The 17,601-nt window shown below is 71.5% G+C and carries 16 protein-coding genes; 5 read left to right on the forward strand and 11 right to left on the reverse strand.

Annotation, left to right across the window (positions count from 1 at the left end; translation table 11 throughout):
* Positions 1-130: 130 nt before the first annotated feature.
* The 3 genes from HS109_16790 to HS109_16800 are packed head-to-tail and all read right to left on the reverse strand — an operon-like array spanning position 131 to position 3,355.
* Positions 131-1,462: a tetratricopeptide repeat protein gene (locus tag HS109_16790; protein MBE7524026.1), complete on the reverse strand. Its 1,332-nt coding sequence runs from the start codon at positions 1,460-1,462 to the stop codon at positions 131-133.
* A gap of 5 nt (positions 1,463-1,467) precedes the next feature.
* A complete protein-coding gene (locus HS109_16795) occupies positions 1,468-2,292 on the reverse strand; it encodes a D-alanyl-D-alanine carboxypeptidase (GenBank protein ID MBE7524027.1) in 825 nt (274 codons plus the stop codon).
* A 10-nt stretch (positions 2,293-2,302) separates the two neighbouring features.
* On the reverse strand, positions 2,303-3,355 hold the full coding sequence (locus tag HS109_16800; GenBank protein ID MBE7524028.1) for a DUF3617 family protein: 1,053 nt from the start codon (positions 3,353-3,355) through the stop codon (positions 2,303-2,305).
* Between the two features lie 336 nt (positions 3,356-3,691).
* On the opposite strand from HS109_16800, the gene HS109_16805 reads away from it, so the two are divergent.
* Positions 3,692-5,056 carry a Fic family protein gene (locus tag HS109_16805; GenBank protein ID MBE7524029.1) on the forward strand — a complete coding sequence of 455 codons (1,365 nt, stop codon included), beginning with the start codon at positions 3,692-3,694 and terminating at the stop codon, positions 5,054-5,056.
* A gap of 106 nt (positions 5,057-5,162) precedes the next feature.
* Here the strand turns inward: HS109_16805 and HS109_16810 are convergent, their stop codons facing one another.
* The 6 genes from HS109_16810 to pdsR form a co-directional block, all read right to left on the reverse strand.
* Complete coding sequence (locus tag HS109_16810) at positions 5,163-5,765, reverse strand: alpha/beta fold hydrolase (GenBank protein MBE7524030.1); 603 nt, start codon at positions 5,763-5,765, stop codon at positions 5,163-5,165.
* Positions 5,766-5,922: 157 nt separating this feature from the next.
* Positions 5,923-7,329 (reverse strand): UDP-N-acetylmuramate:L-alanyl-gamma-D-glutamyl-meso-diaminopimelate ligase, encoded by a 1,407-nt coding sequence (gene mpl, locus HS109_16815; protein MBE7524031.1) that lies wholly within the window; start codon positions 7,327-7,329, stop codon positions 5,923-5,925.
* Positions 7,330-7,331: 2 nt separating this feature from the next.
* Positions 7,332-8,573, reverse strand: coding sequence for an MFS transporter (locus tag HS109_16820; GenBank protein ID MBE7524032.1), 1,242 nt, complete (start codon positions 8,571-8,573; stop codon positions 7,332-7,334).
* A 124-nt stretch (positions 8,574-8,697) separates the two neighbouring features.
* A complete protein-coding gene (locus HS109_16825) occupies positions 8,698-9,057 on the reverse strand; it encodes a DMT family protein (GenBank protein ID MBE7524033.1) in 360 nt (119 codons plus the stop codon).
* Between the two features lie 81 nt (positions 9,058-9,138).
* The gene (locus HS109_16830; GenBank protein ID MBE7524034.1) at positions 9,139-10,740 is read right to left on the reverse strand and encodes a hypothetical protein; all 1,602 of its coding nucleotides are present in this window, start codon (positions 10,738-10,740) and stop codon (positions 9,139-9,141) included.
* A gap of 8 nt (positions 10,741-10,748) precedes the next feature.
* Entirely contained in the window at positions 10,749-11,459 is a 711-nt protein-coding gene (gene pdsR / locus HS109_16835; GenBank protein ID MBE7524035.1) for a proteobacterial dedicated sortase system response regulator, read from the reverse strand.
* Positions 11,460-11,825: 366 nt separating this feature from the next.
* Between pdsR and HS109_16840 the strand changes: the two genes are divergently transcribed.
* Positions 11,826-12,233, forward strand: coding sequence for a hypothetical protein (locus tag HS109_16840; protein ID MBE7524036.1), 408 nt, complete (start codon positions 11,826-11,828; stop codon positions 12,231-12,233).
* A gap of 260 nt (positions 12,234-12,493) precedes the next feature.
* Here HS109_16840 and HS109_16845 read toward each other — a convergent pair whose 3' ends face one another.
* Both HS109_16845 and HS109_16850 read right to left on the reverse strand, forming a co-directional pair.
* Positions 12,494-13,315, reverse strand: a complete 822-nt coding sequence (locus tag HS109_16845) for a hydratase (GenBank protein MBE7524037.1) — start codon at positions 13,313-13,315, stop codon at positions 12,494-12,496.
* Positions 13,312-13,503: a hypothetical protein gene (locus HS109_16850; GenBank protein MBE7524038.1), complete on the reverse strand. Its 192-nt coding sequence runs from the start codon at positions 13,501-13,503 to the stop codon at positions 13,312-13,314. The genes HS109_16845 and HS109_16850 overlap by 4 nt, the downstream gene beginning before the upstream one ends.
* Before the next feature lie 178 nt (positions 13,504-13,681).
* Between HS109_16850 and HS109_16855 the strand changes: the two genes are divergently transcribed.
* The 3 genes from HS109_16855 to HS109_16865 all read left to right on the forward strand — a co-directional run bounded on the left by HS109_16855 (position 13,682) and on the right by HS109_16865 (position 17,531).
* The gene (locus tag HS109_16855; GenBank protein ID MBE7524039.1) at positions 13,682-15,184 is read left to right on the forward strand and encodes a M81 family metallopeptidase; all 1,503 of its coding nucleotides are present in this window, start codon (positions 13,682-13,684) and stop codon (positions 15,182-15,184) included.
* Positions 15,185-15,188: 4 nt separating this feature from the next.
* Positions 15,189-16,697 (forward strand): M81 family metallopeptidase, encoded by a 1,509-nt coding sequence (locus HS109_16860; protein ID MBE7524040.1) that lies wholly within the window; start codon positions 15,189-15,191, stop codon positions 16,695-16,697.
* Positions 16,698-16,769: 72 nt separating this feature from the next.
* Positions 16,770-17,531: a type III pantothenate kinase gene (locus HS109_16865; protein MBE7524041.1), complete on the forward strand. Its 762-nt coding sequence runs from the start codon at positions 16,770-16,772 to the stop codon at positions 17,529-17,531.
* The last annotated feature ends 70 nt before the right edge of the window (positions 17,532-17,601 follow it).

Consider the following 17,601-nt stretch of genomic DNA (forward strand, 5'->3'; position numbering starts at 1 on the left):
CGGGATGGGCGAACGTCAGGTGCACGGCGATCCGCGGGCGGGTCGCGACACAGGGTCGCCGACGCCGTCCGTGCAGAACGTGAATTCTACCGGCCGGTCGTGTACCGGCCTAGCTGCGCCGCAGCATGCCTTACGGCCCGAGCGCGTCGAGATTGCCGCGCGCCTTGAGTTGCCCGGGGTCGATCGCGAGCGACCGGCGGTAGGCTTCGCGCGCCCGGTCACGGTCGCCTGCGGCCTCGTGCGCCTGACCCAGGTTGTTCCACGCGCGCGCGTTGTCGGGACCCGCGCGAACCGTCGCCTCCCACAGCCGCTCCTCGCTCGCGTAGTCGGTGACCCGCACGAAGGTCGCAACCGCGAGCATGAGCGAGAGCGCCACGAGCGCCGTGTTCGCTGCCATGCGCCGCCGCCACGAGGCGAGCCACACACCTGCGACGAGCGCGGGCCCCACCAGCGCGAGGTAGAGCTGGCGGTCGTTGGCGAGTTCGTAGCGCGCGAGCGGGCCGTGCGTCGGCGCGAGCGCGAGCACGAACCACAGGATGGCAAAACCGAGCCACGGCCGCGCGCGCAACTGCGCGATGCCCACGCCCACGAGCGCCGCGAGCGCGGCCGCCTTCGCGAGCCACGCCGCGTCGATCGCGTCGCGCGCCGCGAGGTCGGGGTCGAAGTTGAGGCGCAGCGTGAGGAGCGGATGGGTGACGAGGTAGACGACCGCGTCGACCTGCGCGATCAGGTTGTCGAGCGGCGGGCGGATCGCGAGGCTCGTCTCGAGGAGCCGGCGGTAGGCCGGGACGGCGATGAGCATCGCCGCGAGCGCGAAACCGATGAGCCAGAACGGCAGCGTGCCGCGCAGCGCGTCGCGCAGGCGTTCGCCCCGTGCGACTTCGACCAGCACGATCGCGAACGGCATCTGCCACGCGGCCTCGCGCGCGCAAAGCGAGGCGACGAACAGCAGCAGCGCGGCCGTGCGCCACGCGGCCGTCGCGCGCTCGCGCGAACGCTCCCACGCGTAGAGCCCGGCGAGCGTCGCGAGCGAGGCGAGCACGGTCGAGCGCCCGGCGATGTAGACGACCGCCTCGGTCTGCGCCGGATGGAGCGCGAACAGGAGCGCGCAGGCGAGCACGGCGAATCCGGGCCTCGCGAGCGCGGGCGCGAACGCGGGGAGCCAGCGGCGCGCGAGCGCGAGCACGAGGAGCGTCGCCGCGACGTGCATCGCGACGCCGGCGAGCGCGAAGCCGGCCGGCGCGGGCGAGACGAGCCAGTTGGCGACGTAGCTCGCCTTGGTGAGCGGGCGCATGCCGGGCATCGAGGCCCACCACGCCGCCCACGAGTGCACGTCGCGGTCGATGACCACGACGCGGAAGTCGTCGTACTGGAACACCGTGTCCGGAGCCGCCGCGTAAGCCGCGATCGTGGCGAGCGCGACGACCGCGGCCGCACGGGCAGGTGCGGTCGCCGGATTCATCATGCTCAACGCTGCTGCGGCGCGCGACGCGCGCGCGCGTCGTCGAACGCGGTCTCGACCATCGCCACCGCGTCCCACCAGCGGTCCGGCGCGCCCAGCAGCACCACGGACACGCGCACGCCGTCGCGCTCAGCCTCCGCGGCGAGGCAGCGCCCGGCGCGCTTCGTCCATCCGGTCTTGACCCCGCGCGCGCCGTCGACGCGGCCGATCAGCGCGTTCGTGTTCTCGAAGCGGAAGGTCCGGCCGTCGGAAGCCTTCGCGCTTCCGCGTTCGCGCCGCACGATCGCGGCGACGCGCGGCGCCGCCATCGCCGCGTCCGCGAGCGCCGCGAGGTCGCGGACCGACGCCAGATGTCCAGGGGCGTCGAGCCCGCAGGCGTTGACGAAATGCGTGGCGGCGAGCCCCATCGCGGCGGCGCGCGCGTTCATGCGCTCGACGAACGCCGCTTCGCTGCCGGCGACGCGCTCGGCGAGCGCAACGCAGGCATCGTTCGCGGAGCGCAGCAGCGCCGCGGCGAGCAGGTCTTCGGCGGAAAACGTCGTGCCGGCACGAAGCCCCAGCTTCGCGCCGGCCGCCGCGGCGGCCCGCTTGCCCACCTTCACGTCGTCGCCGGGCGCGAGCGCCTCGACGGCGAGGAGCGCCGTCATGAGCTTCGTGAGGCTCGCCGGCGGCAGGCGCGCGTCCGCGTTCGCCGACCAGCGCGGCGTGCCGTCGATGCGGACGAGGTAGGCCGAGGCGACCCCCGGCCAGCGGTCGCCGTCGGTGGCGCTCGCGGGCGCCGCGCCGCCGAGCGTAAGCGCCGCAGCGACGAGCAGCGCGGCGCGGATCATCCCGGCGGGATCAGAACGGCAGCACCTTGCGGAGCGCGTCCATGCCCTGCTTCACCGCATCGGGCTTCTGCTCCGGCGGCGGTTGCTGCGCGTCGGCGGAGGGCTCCGTGCCCCTCGAAGGCACGCCCTGCCCCGACGCCGCGCCCGCGCCGCCGCGCGTGAGCGCCGCGTAGCGGTTGCACACCGGAGCGAGCGAACGGTCCATCGTGTAGTAGCTCCGCCCCTTGCACTGCGTGTCGCCGACCGAGCGCACCTCGCCATCGCAGGCGCCGCCGCCGACGAACGACCAGTCGCGCGTCGACACGGCCTTGCCGCAGGCGCTCCTCGTCGTCGCGTCGAAGTCCTGTCCGCAGGCGGCGAACGCGTCCTTGAACGATGCCCCCTGCGACTTCGCGACCGCGGCGCGGTAGCCTGCCGGCTCGCGCATGCCGGGCGCGATGCTGCGGACCCGGTCGCAGAACTGCTTCTGCTGCGACTCGCAGACGGCGCCCTTGCCGAAGAAGTACGCGGTGACGAGTCGATCCAGGCCCTCGGAGCAGACCTTCGCGATCTGCGCGTCGCTCTTCGCCTTGACGTCCGCCATGACCTGCTGCGACTGGTCGGTGCAGGCGCCGACCTTGCGGCCCGAGAACACCTGCGTCATCTCCATGTCGTTGCCCTTGCGCTTGCCCTTCATGTGCATCGTGCCGTCGTAGGCGCCCGGCCTCGAGGTGATCTCGCCGCGGATCGTCATCGGCTCCTTGCCGGCGCAGTCCATCGTGAACGTCGTCTTGTTGCCCACCGTCTTCGAATCGACGAGCCGACATTCGTCGTTGGCCGGGATCGCGTCCTCGGCCTTGCGGTCCTTCTTGAGGCAGATCTGGCTCGTCTGCGCAGGCATCGCCATCGGCATGCCCGGCATCTCCATCTTCATCGTCGTGTCCCACAGCTCGTCGGGGCCGGAGCCGGCCTTGAACGTGCGCGTGGGCATCTGCGCCCATGCGGTGGCGGCGAAGACGAGCGACAGCGTCCCCGTGGTGAGCACGGTGGACAGGCGGCGAACGGTGGTGCGGGGGAACGGCATGTCGATGACCTTTTGGACGGGCGTGGGCGCCCAAGTTTGAACTCCGCGGCGGCTTACTCCGGCTTCGGTACCTTGAACATTTCCAACGTCCATTTCGCCGATCCTATCCAAAGTCCCTTGGAAGACGAAATGCGGGGGGAAGCTCAAATCGACGCGACCCCTTGCGCGGATCGCAAGGGGTCGAGATTAACCAGTCGGCTTCGTGGCGTGCTACGGCGGCCAGCAATTCGCTCTGACGAGATTCCAGAATCTTCTCACAGAGCTTGCAAATATCGTCAAATATGAGTAGATTCTCGTATCTCCTCGATGGGCGAGGAGATCAGAGGAATCTTCTCAATGCAGCGCAAGCTTCACCCAAAAGACATTCTCGACGCTCTCAAGGCTTTGCAGGCAGAAGGCCTCGAGGGGGCCTCGTCGTCGGAAATCCACGCCCGCGTGGGCGGCAGCTACGCGACCGTCGGTCGCCTGCTGGACAAGCTCGTCCAAGAGAACGCGCTTGTCCGCAAGGGCAAGGCGCGTGCCACCCGATACTTCTCGGCTCCGGTCGCTGAGTACATGGCCGAAGCCGTGCGTGCGACTGACCGCGTGACCGCCACCGTCTCGCCCGGATGGTCCGCGCAGGCCCGCGCTGTCCTCGACAAGCTGAACCGACCACTAGGCGTTCGTCAACCCGTCACCTATCAGCGGCGATTTGTCGATGACTACGCTCCGAATGAATCATTCCTGTTGCCGAGCGAGCTGGCAGAGACGCTCGCGCAGGAAGGCCGGATGGCGGGCCGGCAACCAGCGGGCACCTATGCGCGCAAGGTGCTGGAACAGCTTCTGATCGATCTTTCCTGGTCGTCTTCGCGCCTGGAGGGCAACACCTACAGCCTGCTGGCGACAGAAGAATTGTTCAAGAGCGGTGCTCCGCCTACCGATCTGGAAGGCGTCATGCTCCTCAACCACAAGCGCGCCATCGAGTTCCTCGTTGACGCCGTGCCGAGCTATGGCCTCACGGACAGCGTCATTCGCAATCTGCACGCGCTGCTCATGCAAGACCTGCTGGCCGACTCAGCCGGGCTGGGCGCGATTCGGACGAAGGTCGTCAATATCTCCGATACGACCTACGTCCCGTCGCAGGTGCCTCAGCTCCTCGAGGAGATGATCTCGCTCGTCATCGGCAAAACCCAGCACATCAAGAATCCGGTGGAGGCCGCGTTCTTTCTCTGGGTGAACCTGGCCTATCTGCAACCCTTCGAGGATGGCAACAAGCGCACCAGCCGACTGGCCGCCAATATTCCGCTGATGCTTTACAACTGCGCGCCGCTTTCCTTCCTCGATGTCGATCCTCGGGATTATGCAAAGGCCATGCTGGGCATCTATGAGCTGCTCGATGTCACGATCGCCGTCGAGCTGTTCGCATGGACGTATCGACGCTCGATCCGGAAGTATCAGGTGATCCTGGAGTCGATGGGGTCACCCGACGCCTTCCGCGTGCGGCATCGCGAACACTTGAGTGAAGCCGTGCAGCGCGTCGTCCGAGAGGGACAGGCACTTCAGCAGGCCATCTCTGATAGTGGCGTGCCAGAAGAAGAAGTGGCCGCGTTCAGGGAAATGCTTGAGGCCGAACTCAATGCACTCACAGCGTATAACTGCGCGCGGTATCGGATTACCCTCGGAGAAGTTCAAGCTTGGATTGAGCGCGGGAGGCCTCGATGAGCTGGGTGTTTGCGAGCAGGAAGACGTCGGACTTCGCGTTGGAGTTCGTCGTGGTAGACCACGACCGGGCACACTCCGCAACTGTCCATCGCCTGGAATGCGATTCTCAGGCGCGATCCGCGCGCCCGGACATCGAACCGTCGGCGCTCGCGAACCGCAGGATCGCCTCGATCTGCGCCTCGAAGTCCTGGAACGCATGGTCGCCGCCGCCCTGCACGAACTGGAACGCGCCGGCGTAGCGCGAGACCGCCACGCGCCAGTCGAGCACCTCGTCGCCGCTCTGCACCAGCAGGAAGTAACGTTCGGGCCGCGTGATCGCGCGAACGTCGAGCGCGCGCAGCTCGTCGAAGTGCCGGTCGGTCACCTCGAACGCCTCGCCGGTGTACAGGTTCGTCTGCACTCCGCGGTAGGGCTCGAGGTCGTCACAGGGCCGCACCGCCGGGTTGATCAGGACCGCACGCGCGCCGAGGCGCTCGGCGAGGTGCGTCGCGTAGTAGCCGCCGAGCGAACTGCCGACGAACGCGAGCGGTCCTTCGCGCCCGCGCACGAGGTCGAGCACCTTCGCGATCGCGGCGGCGGGCGCGTGCCCGAGGTCGGGCACGACGAGTTCCGGTCGCCCGGCCGCCGGCAGCGCCTCGACGTGCCGGACCATCGCCTGCGCCTTCACCGATCGCGGCGACGAGCGAAAGCCGTGCAGGTAGACGATCAGCGGAACCATGGTGCGGGACGCCCGGCGTCCTCCGCCCTCCTGCCGGCGCCCTGGAACCGGCTTCAGGCGGACGATTTTCGCATCGAATCGGCGAGACGCGTCGGGCTGAAGCCCGACCCACACGCTCCGATGCGCCAGTTCCTCCGTGGGTCGGGCTTCAGCCCGACGCCTCTCGGGCAGGCGCCGCGCCTTGCCTCGCCCGCAGCGCCGCGAGGAGCTTCGCGTGCACGCCGCCGAACCCGCCGTTGCTCATCACGAGCACGTGGTCGCCGCGCTTCGCCTCGTCCGCGACCGCGGCGACCAGCGCATCGAGGTCGGCGTGAACGCTCGCGCGCGCGCCGAGCGGCGCGAGCGCGGCCGCGGCGTCCCAGCCCAGGCCCGCCGTGTAGCAGAACGTGCGCTCGGCATCCGCGAGACTCGCCGCGAGCCGGTCCTTCATCGCCCCGAGCTTCATCGTGTTCGAGCGCGGTTCGAGCACCGCGAGGATGCGCGCCGCGCCGACCGCCCGCCGCAGGCCCTCGATCGTCGTGGCGATCGCGGTCGGGTGGTGGGCGAAGTCGTCGTGGACGGTGACTCCGCCAGCACGGCCCCGCATCTCCATCCGCCGCGCGACGCCGCGGAACTCCGCCAGCGCCGCGAGCGAGCGCTCCACCGGCACACCCGCGTGGCGCGCCGCCGCAATGGCGGCGAGCGCGTTCATGCGGTTGTGCGCGCCCAGTTGCGGCGCGTCGCCGGGCCAACGCAACTTTCCCTGCGATGCGCCGCGGAGCGCGATCGCGCCGTCGGTCGCGACCGTCCACTCCGCCGCACCCTCCCGCGCATCGTCGCGCGCGAATCGCTCGACCTCCGACCAGCATCCGCGCGCGAGCACGCGCGCGAGCGCCGCATCCTCCCCGTTCACGACCAGGCGGCCGAGCCGGGGCACCGTGCGGACCAGGTGATGGAACTGGGTCTCGATCGCGGCGAGGTCGGGAAAGATGTCCGCGTGGTCGTACTCGAGGTTGTTCAGGATCGCGGTCGACGGGCGGTAGTGGACGAACTTCGAGCGCTTGTCGAAGAACGCGGTGTCGTACTCGTCCGCCTCGACGACGAAGAAGTCGCTTCCGCCCTGCCGTGCCGAGACGCCGAAGTTCGCGGGCACGCCCCCGATCAGAAATCCCGGGGCGAGCCCGGCGTGTTCGAGGATCCACGCGAGCATCGACGAGGTCGTCGTCTTGCCGTGCGTGCCGGCCACCGCGAGCACGAAGCGACCCGCGAGCACGTGGTCGCGCAGCCATTCGGGGCCCGACACGTAGGCGAGCCGCCGGTCGAGGATCGCCTCCATCAGCGGGTTGCCGCGCGAGACGACGTTGCCGATCACGAACACGTCGGCGTCGCGCGCCACGCCGTCGAGCTGCGCCGCGTCGTAGCCGTCGGTGAGCGCGATGCCGAGCGAAGCGAGCTGCGTCGACATCGGCGGATAGACGTTGGCGTCGCAGCCGCTGACCTCGTGCCCCTCGGCGCGGGCGATCGCCGCGATGCCGCCCATGAACGTGCCGCAAACGCCGAGGATGTGGATGCGCATCGTCAGGCTTCCTCGGGACGCGTCACCCGGGCGTGGCGCCGCCAGCCCGCGAGAAACCAGGTGTACGCCGCGGTGACGAGCGCCAGCACCACGGCGAACGCGACGCGCAGGCCGTCGGCGAGGTCCGCCCCCGACGCGAGGCGCACGGCGTCCGCGATCACGCCGACGCCCCACTGCACGACGAAGCTGCCGAGGAACATCGCCAGGTTGATCGCGGTGCTCGCGCGTCCCGCGAGCGACGCGGGGAAGCCCTCGTTGACCAGCGTGAACGCGAGGACGTTGGCGGCGGCGCCGAAGCCGTAGAAGCACCACCACACGAACGCGCCGGGGATCCGCAGGACGATCGCCGAGAGGCCCAGGAGATTGAGCGTCCAGCCGATCACGTAGAAGTGGCGCGTGACGAAACCGCGCCGCGCGAGCCGCGTCGCGAACATGCCGAGTCCGAGGTATCCGCCGAGCGAGGTGATGCTCATCGCGAGGAGCAGGCTCGCGGCGTCCGCGCGCGTGCGGCCCTCCACTTCCATCATCCAGGTCACCGACCACAGGCCCTGGATCGCCATGAACGAGCCCATGCCGATCGCGCCGACCGGCATGATCCACCAGAAGCGCGGCTGGCCGAACACTCGCCGGACGCCCTGGAGCTGCACCGCGATCGACGGCGCCTCTGCGACGCGCGGGAGGTCGGGCACGCGCCACGCGATCGCGCAGGCGACCGCGATCGTCGCGACGCCGAACCCGGCGAAGAGCCCGCGCCAGTCGATGTGTCGCAACGCGAGTTCGACCGGCGTCGTCGCGACGAGCGCGCCCGCGCCGCCGGCGACCATCAACCATCCGGCGAGCGGCGCCTGCCGCTGCGGCGGAAACCAGACGGCCACGCCCTTGAGCGGCGCCATCAGGCACACCGCCACCCCGGCACCGATCATGGCGCGCGCCAGCGTGAGCCCGGCGAGCCCACCCGCGGCCGCGAACCCGAACGCCCCCAGCGCGGCGACGGCGAGCAGCACCGGCTCCACGCGCCGCGGGCCGTAGCGGTCGAGCAGGATGCCCGCCGGGATCTGCGTCGCGGCGAAAGCGATGAAGTACGCGCTGGTGAGGAGCCCCAGCGAAGACGCCGGCAACGCGAGGTCGCGCGCGAGTTCGGGCGAGATCACCGCCGTGACCACGCGGTAGAGGTACGACATCAGGTACCCGGCCGCGAACGGCAGGTAGATGCGCGCGAACGGGACGGTGGCCGGATCGGTCATGTCGCAACTCGTGGGCGGGTGCGCAGCGCGCTTCGGGGGGACCGGCGACCGACGGGCCGCCCCGAGGTCGCCTTCGCCCCCTCGGGGGGAGGCGCGCAGAGCGCGCTTCGGGGGGGCGACAACCTCACGTGCGGAAGATGAAATACACCGCGCCCATCAGGCACAGCCCCGCCCACAGGAAGTCGAGCTTGACCGGCTGCCCCATGTACAGGACCGCGAAGGGCACGAACACCGCGAGCGTGATCACCTCCTGCATGATCTTGAGCTGCGCGAGCGAGAGCGCCGAGAACCCGATGCGATTCGCCGGCACCTGCAGCAGGTACTCGAACAGCGCGATCCCCCACGACACGAGCGCCGCGATCCACCACGGCCGCTCGCCGAGATGCTTCAGGTGCCCGTACCACGCGAAGGTCATGAACAGGTTCGAGCAGGTGAGGAGCACGGCGGCGACGAGCGCCGGGTGCTGCGCGGCGAAGGCGGGCATGGGATCGGCCGTGGGGACGCAACGGCCGCCATTGTCGCGCAAGCGGCTCTGCCCCGAACGCCGGGCGTGCGCGCTTGCCGGTCACACGCTCACGCGCGGCAGCGCGAGCGGCAGGCGCACCGTGACGATGACGCCGCGGCCGTCGCTGCGATTGGCGGCGCTCGCCTCGCCACCGTGCCGCGCGGCGACGATGCGCACGATCGCGAGGCCGAGCCCGAGGTGCGGCGTGCGGCCCTCCTGCGGCCGCACCGAGACCATCGGCTCGAACAGCCGCTCGCCGGCGCCTTCCGGCAGCGGCGGACCTTCGTTGGCGACCGTCAGCCGCGCCCACTCTCCGTCACGTGCAAGCGCGACCTCGATCGCGCCGGCGGTGGCGAAATCGACCGCGTTCTCGACCAGCTTGTCGAGCATCTGCGCAACGATCTCGGGCGCGCCTTCGACCGTCAGCGGGCCGCCGGGCGGCGCGTACGCGAACGGCCGCTGCGGGTACGCGAGACGGTAGCCGTCGACGCAGCCGGCCACCACCTGCGCCAGGTCGAAGCGCTCGCGCTCGGCGTCCCCCAGCGCCTCATCGAGGCGCGCGGCCTCGGTCATGCGCGCGAGGATCGTCGCGAGGCGGTCGAGCCCTTCGCCCGCGCGTCCGAGGTAGGGGCGCGCCTCCGGCGGCATCGACGACGCCGAGAGATTGTCGAGCGAACTGCGCACCACGGCGAGCGGCGTGCGCAGTTCGTGCGACAGTCGCGCGGCGAGCTTCTCCTGGTAGCTGGCGTAGCCGGCGAGGCGCGCGAGCACGCCGGAGTAGCTTCGCGCGAGATCGCCGATCTCGTCGCGCGCGCCGCTGCCGGGCAGCGGTCCCAGCACGCGCCCGTCGCGATCGATCGCCGCCTCGGCGTCGCGCGCGAGGCGCCGGATGCGCGACGACAGCCAGGTGGCGTAGACGGTGAGCGCGATCGAGCCGACGAGCAGGATCGCGACCACGATCGAGAACAGCCGCTCGAACGCGCGATTGCGCTCGGCCAGGACTGCGTTGGTGGTCTCCTCGACCAGCACCGCGCCGCGCACGCGGTCCGCGACCCAGATCGGATACGCGGCCGCGACGACGACCGCGCGACCGTCCGCCGTGCTGCGCCGGTCGGTGGTCGGAATGCCGTCGAGCGCCGCGAGGATCTCGCTTCGGGCCGGCACGCTGCCGCTGCCGTCGTCGTCGACGAAATCCTCGGTCGGACGCGACAGGAACAGCGAGAAGAACGGGTCGAGGAGCGAGCGCGACGCCGGATCGTCCGCGTCGGGCCGCTTGAGACTTCCCGCGTGCGCGAGGATGCCGAGGTCGCGGTCGACGATGCGGATGCGCGCAGTCGTGCGCGTGAGGCCCTGCAGGATCTCCTCGAGTTCCGGCGCGGCGGCCGCGGCCCCGGCCGAGAGCATCGGCCGCGCGGCGGCCGCGTCGACGAGGTCCTGCGGCGCACCGCCCTTCGGCGCGACGAGCCTCTGCGGCGCCTCGAACAGCCGCGGCCGGTCGTGCAGCGCGATCGCGACCGCCTGCGCGGTGCCGGCGAGCGTGCGGTCCTGCGCCTCGCGCAGCACGCGCTCGAGTTCGCGCGCGTACTCGACGCCGAGCCACGGCAGCACGAGGAACACGGTCAGCACCAGCAGGAGCTGGGCGCGGATGCCGAGGCGCGTCATGCGCGGCCCTACGCGCCGCCCGGACCGGTTCCCTCGATCCAGCGATAGCCCATGCCGTAGACGGTGGCGATGCGGTCGAACGCCGGGTCGATCGCCTGGAACTTGCGCCGGATGCGCTTCACGTGCGAGGTGATCGTGCCGTCGTCGACGACCGTGTTCGCCTCGCGCATCAGCGCGTCGCGGTCCTTCACGTGGCCCGGATGGCGCGCGAGCGCGTGCACCATCCAGAACTCGGTGAGCGTCAGGTCGACCGGTTGCTCGCGCCAGCGCGCGGTCATGCGCTTCACGTCGAGCGCGAGCGGGCCGCGCAGGACGACGTCCTCGGCCGCCGTCGGCGAGGCGGCCACGTCCGCGCGCCGGAACAGCGCGGCGATCCGCGCGGCGAGGTGCGGCAGGCTCGCGTCCTTCGTCAGGTAGTCGTCGGCGCCCACGCGCAGGCCCGACACGATGTCGATGTCCGCGTCGCGCGCCGACAGGATCAGGATCGGGATCGCCGGCGACATCGCGCGCAATTCGCGGCAAAGCGCGAAGCCCGCGTCCGGATCGTCGCCGAGCCCGAGGTCGACGACGGCGAGGTCGGGCAACCGCGTGCGGAACGCCGCGAGCGCGGCGTCGCGCGTCGCGTGCGCGGCGACCTCGTAGCCCAGGCGCTTCAGCGCGTCGGCGTAGTTCGCGCGAATCGCGGGTTCGTCCTCGACGATGGCGATGCGTCGGCTCATGGCGCGACGACTATACCAAGGACCGGCGCGACTCGATCGACGTCGCGCGGCGTCCCGTGCGCCGCGATCGCGTGCCGCGACGCCGACCGCGATCCCGGAGGGCGGGCGGATCGCCACCGCCGCGGACCCGATGCCATCGGATTGCCACAATTGCTCGCCGGAACGCCGCCATCGCGTCGCGGCGGGCACCGCATCCGCGCGTCGAATGGGCATCGTGCGGTCGCCGGTCCGGCGGGGCGCCGCACGGTCCGGCAGCCAACCTCCGCCCTCACCGTGCCATGACGAAGGACGCTCGCGGGATCCGCGGCTGGCGCGAGGCGATCTCCCCCGGATCGCCCCGGCCCCGCGGGTCCCGGGAGCACCACGATGAACACTCACGCTCCGCTTCCCGCCGATGCCGCCCCGTCGCAGCGATTGCTCCCGCCCCAGGGCTGGCGCGGGCTCGTGCGACTCGCCCTCGAAGGTCTCGCCACGGGACTCTTCGTGAGCTTCGTGCTCGCGCTCGCCGTGTTCATCGCAGCCTCCCGGGCCGAGGCCGCGCCGCTCTCCGGGATCGCGCGACTGGACTCCGGCGTCGCCGGCGCGGGAGGCGTGTTCGTGCTGATGTCGGGGGGCGCGCTCGTCGCGATGCTCCGGCGACCGCGGAAGCAGCCGCTGCGCGAGCGCACGCCCGCAGAGATTCGCATCGACGCGCTCGCCACAACTTCGGCGTCGGAGGATCCGAACCTGCAGGCGCTCGCGCGCCGCGTCGATGTCGCGCGGTGCGTGTGCTGACCGCGCGGACCTCCCTCCCGGTCGCGCGTCGGGCGCGCCGCCGGTCTGCCGCAGCAACGACGCTCCCGATCGGGGAGGACCTTTCGACCGCGCGGCATCGCGAAGCTCGTCACCGCACGCATCGCCGCATCCTCCCGGCGAGGCGCGCGCAGGACCGGTTCCCGCGACCGCGCGGTCGAGTCTTCCCCGATCGGGAGCGGGCGCGACGTGGCGCGTCCGGCATCGCGCCGACGGCGAGGGCCGCCGCGGGTTCGCCGACGTCAGAGAATCGCGAGCGTGAGGCCGCGCACCGGCAATTCGCCGTAGTCGCTCGCCCAGCGATCGCCGCTCGCCACCGGCCACGCATCGGTGATCGTGCCGGTCGTCACGAGTTCGCCGGCGCCGAGCGCGGGAAATTCCGGCTGCGCGGCGAGGACGTCGCGCAGGTAGGCGAGCGCGTGGGCGGGTCCGTCGAGCACGTTGGCGCCGACACCCGTGTCGACCACGCGATCGCCGTTGCGCAGCGTGACGCGGCAGGAAGGCAGCAGCTCGGCGAGCCGGTCGCGGTTCTCGTGTCCGACCGGCGTGCGTTCGCCCACCGCGAGCAGGCCGTGCAATCCGAAGGCCGCGGTGCAATCGGGTGCCCGGAAACGCCATCCGGGGAAGATCGAGTGCACGATCTCGAAGCCGGCGGCGATCCACGCCACCGATTCGAGCACCGCGCGCGCGTCGCCCTCCGCGGGCAGCGGCGCGGCGAGCCCGAACACGACCTCGGGCTCGATCCGCGGCTCGTGCAGGTGCGACACGTCCAGCGCCGCGGTGCCATCGGTCGCGTGCGTCACCGTGCGGTCCCACACATGGGACCACATCGGGCGGTACACGCCGTAGCGCGGCCAGATCGTGCGGTTGGTGAATCCGATCTTGCGGCCGGCCGGTCGCCAGCCCTGCGCGATGCGCCGCTCGTGCAGCGCCGCGAGCGTGCGGTACGCCTGCTCGACATCGTAGTGCGGGTCGTCGTCGGTCAGCGGCGCGATCTGCGCGCCGCCGTCCGCCGCGGCGAGGATGCGCCCGACCCGGTCACCCGCTCCGGTGCGCGCGGTCATCGCTTCCTCTGGACGATCGCGGTGCCGAGCACCCACAGCGCGGTCGCGACGATCATGCCGATGAAGGCCGCGACCAGCGCCATCGGCGTTCCGGTGAGTCCGATCGCGCCGGAGACGAACCAGCCCACCAGCGCACCCAGGCCGCCGCAGGCGACGATGGCGACGAGATAGAGGACGATCGAAGGCATCGGGGAACCGGCCGCGCGCCGGCCTTGCAGTATACGGCCGCGCTCCGATCCCTTCCGCGACCGGCGCACGCCGTTCGTCTCCCTGTCCTCGTCGTCACGATGGGTCGAGCGCCGCCCGCCTTACGCGCCACCGCGCGCTTTGCTACGCTGCGCCTGTCTTCCCGATCCCCGATCCCGGATGCGCATCGCCGTCGGCGGTTTCCAGCACGAGACGAACACGTTCGCGCCGTCGAAGGCGGACTTCGAGCGATTCGAGACCGGCGAAGGCTGGCCGCCCCTGAGTGTCGGGAACGAGATCGCGGATCGTCTCGCGGGAGCGAACATCCCGGCGGCGGGCGCGATCCGCGCGCTGCACGACGCCGGCCATCGCACCGTCGGCCTCGCATGGGCCGCGGCGAACCCGTCGGCGCAGGTGACGCGCGACGCGTTCGAGCGCATCGCGGGCGAGATCGTGACGCGCCTCGAGGCGGCCGGCGCGGTCGATGGCGTGTACCTCGACCTGCACGGCGCGATGGTGACCGAGCACCTCGACGACGGCGAGGGCGAACTCCTCGCGCGCGTCCGGCAGGTCGTCGGGCCGAGGGTACCGGTGGTCGCGAGCCTCGATCTGCACGCGAACGTGACGCGCGCGATGCTGGAGCGCTCCGACGCGATGGTCGCGTACCGAACCTACCCGCACGTCGACATGGCGCGGACCGGCGAGTGCGCCGCGCGCATGCTGGACGCGATGCTCGAGAGCGGCCGCCCGCTGGCGAAGAGCGCGCGCACGCTCGACTTCCTCACCGGGCTCCCGTCGCAGTGCACGACGATCGAGCCGGGACGGCAGCTCTACCCGCTCCTCGAGCGCCTCGAGCAGGAGCACGGAGCGGTGCTGTCGTTCACGCCCGGGTTCCCGATGGCCGACGTTCCCGAATGCGGGATGGCCGCGTTCGGCATGGGCGCCGACGAGGCGCGCGTGCAGGTCGCCGTCGCCGCGCTCCGCCAGGCGATCGCCGACGCCGAGGGCGAGTTCCGCATGGACCTCCACACGCCCGACGACGCAGTGCGGCGCGCCGTGCAGCGGGGCGCGCCCGGCGCGCCGGTCGTGCTCGCGGACACGCAGGACAATCCGGGCGCGGGCGGCAACGGCGACACCACCGGCCTCCTTTCGTCGCTCCTGCGTCACGACGCGCCCGGCTCGGTGCTGGGACTGCTGATCGACCCGGCCTCGGCGAAGCAGGCGCGCGAGGTCGGCGAACGTCATGCCGCACGGTTCCGGCTGGGCGAAATCTCCGGCGTGCCGGGCCACCTGCCGCTCGAAGGCGAATTCATCGTCGAGAAGCTCGGCGACGGCCGCTTCACCTGCACCGGACCGATGTTCCACGGCTTCCGCATGGACCTGGGGCCGATGGCGCTCCTTCGGCGCGGCAACGTGCGCGTGGTGCTCGCGTCGGTCAAGTGCCAGGCCGGCGACCAGGCGATGTTCCGCCACGTCGGCATCGAGCCGCGCGAGGAGCGCGTGCTCGCGCTCAAGAGTTCGGTGCACTTCCGCGCCGACTTCGAGCCGATCGCGCGCGAGGTGCTCGTCGTTGCCGCGCCCGGCCCCGCGAAAGCCGATCCCGCGACGTTCGCCTGGAAGCGCCTTCGCCCGGGCCTGCGGCTTCGCCCGCTCGGCCCCGCGTTCGTCCCGCCGCCCGCCTGACGCAATGGCGCGCCGCTACGTCCTCGCGCTCGTCAAGCACGAGACCAACACGTTCTCGCCGATCGCGACGACGCTCGCGTCGTTCGGCCACGGCGAGGGTCCGGCGATCGGCACCGCCGTCGTCGAGCAGTACCGCGGCACCAACACGCCGCTCGCGGCGTACCTCGATCTCGCGGCGCGGGAGCGCGCGGAGATCGTGACGCCGGTCGCGGCCGAGTCCTGGCCGTCGAACCGGGCCTCGCGCGCGATCTTCGAGGCCCTCGTCCGCCCGATCGAGGATGCGGTGCGCGGCGGCTGCGACGCGGTCTTCCTCGACCTGCACGGCGCGATGGTCATCGACGACTGCGACGATCCGGAAGGCGAGATCGTGCGGCGCATCCGCGCGATCGCCCCGCGGATGCCGATCGCGGTCACGCTCGACTACCACACGAACCTCTGCGGCGATCTGGTCGAGCACGCCACGGTCGTGACCGGCTACAAGACCTATCCGCACGTCGACATGTACGACGCGGGCATGCTCGCCGGGTCGATCCTGGTCCGTTCGCTCGACGGCGAGATCGAGCCGGTGATGGCCTGGGGCTGGAAGCCGCTCGTCGCCTCGATCATGCGGCACGCGCCGGAGGACGGGCCGTCGGGCGACATCCTCGACTACGCGCGCCGCGAGGAGCGATCGGGGCGCGTGCTCGCCGCGACGCTCTTGCCGTCGTTCCCGCACGCGGACACGCCGTACACCGGCACCTCCGCGATCGTCGTGGGCGACGCGCGGCGCGGCGGTCGCGAGGCGGCGCGCGAGGTGTGCGACCGGATGCTCGCGATCGCGTGGGAGCGCCGCGCCGAGTACGCGTTCCACGCGCCGCCGCTCGCCGAATCGGTGGCGCGGGCGAAATCGCTCGGCGTCGGCAACCCCGGCGCGCCGGTGATCCTCGTCGACCACTGCGACAACTGCGGCTCGGGCGGCGCGCAGGACGTCATGGCCGTCGTCGCCGAGATCGTGAAGCAGGAACTCGACGGCGTGGCGATCGCCCCGATCCGGGACGCCGCGGCGGTCGCGACGATGGCCGGGGCCGGCGTGGGGCAGGACGTGCGCCTTTCGCTCGGCGGACGCACCGCGATGCCGGCGATCGGACTGCCCGGGAGGCCGCTCGCCATCGCCGGCCGCGTCGAACGGATCACCGACGGCGCGTTCACGATCACCGGGCCGATGTACACCGGGGTGCGGACCTACCTCGGCCGCACGGCGGTGCTCGACACCGGGCGCGCGAAGATCGTCGTGACCTCGCGCCCGCACGAGCCGTTCGACCGCGGCGTGTTCACGCACGCGGGCATCGACCCCACGGCACAGCGCTACCTGATGCTCAAGTCGCGCATACACTACCGGGCGGGATTCGCCCCGATCGCCTCGCACGTCGTCGAGTGCGCGGGCGAAGGCGTGACCAACGCCGACCTCTCCGTCTACCCGTACCGCAAGCTCAGGCGCCCGATCTACCCGCTGGACCCGATGCCCGACCGCTGACCCCCACGCTCCCCGGCGCCAGGCGCGTGCCTGGCACCGACGCTCGGACACCCACGCCCGACATCACAGCCCATGCGCGACTTCCACCTGCTGATCGACGTCGGCAACACGTTCCTCAAGTGGGGCCTGTTCCAGCCCTCGGAGAAGGGCGGCGCACGCGAGAACCGGCTCGAGTCGGGACACGCGCTGCTCGAGGAGATCCCGGCACTGCCCGCGCAGTTCGCGAAGTATCCGGCGCCGACGCGGATCGTCATCAGCAACGTCGCGGGCACCCGCGTGCGCGCCGCGACGATCCGCGTGCTCGAGGTCTGGCCCGACGCGCCCGCGCCGCACTGGCTCGTGCCGCGGGTCGAGCAATGCGGCGTGACCAACAGCTACCGCAATCCGGCGCAACTCGGGAGCGACCGCTGGGCGGCGCTGATCGGCGCGCGCTGGCTCCTCGGCACGCACGCGTCGATGGTCGTCGTGTGCGGCACCGCGACGACGATCGACTTCCTGTCGCCTTCCGGCGTGTTCAAGGGCGGCACGATCATGCCCGGCGTCGGGTTGATGCTGCGCTCGCTGCACGAGGGGACGGCGGCGTTGCCCGACCAGGGCGGCGACTTCTTCGACTATCCGACGCAGACGGTCGACGCGATCGCGTCCGGCTGCCAGCACGCGCAGGCCGGCGCCATCGAGCGCATGTACGCGCACGAGGTCAAGGTCGAGCGCGACTTGACCTGCCTCGTCTCAGGCGGCGCGGCGCGCGCGGTCCTCCCGCGGCTCGCGATCCCGCACCAGTACCACGAGAACCTGGTGCTCGAAGGCCTCTACCGCGTGTCGATGTCGCTGTAGCGCCGTCGCCACGACGCCCCGGGCGCAACGCTCGCGCGGCCGGCTCGGTGACCGCCCGGTCGCCGGGCGC

This window comes from Burkholderiales bacterium (genome assembly GCA_015075645.1).
GTDB lineage: Bacteria > Pseudomonadota > Gammaproteobacteria > Burkholderiales > Casimicrobiaceae > VBCG01.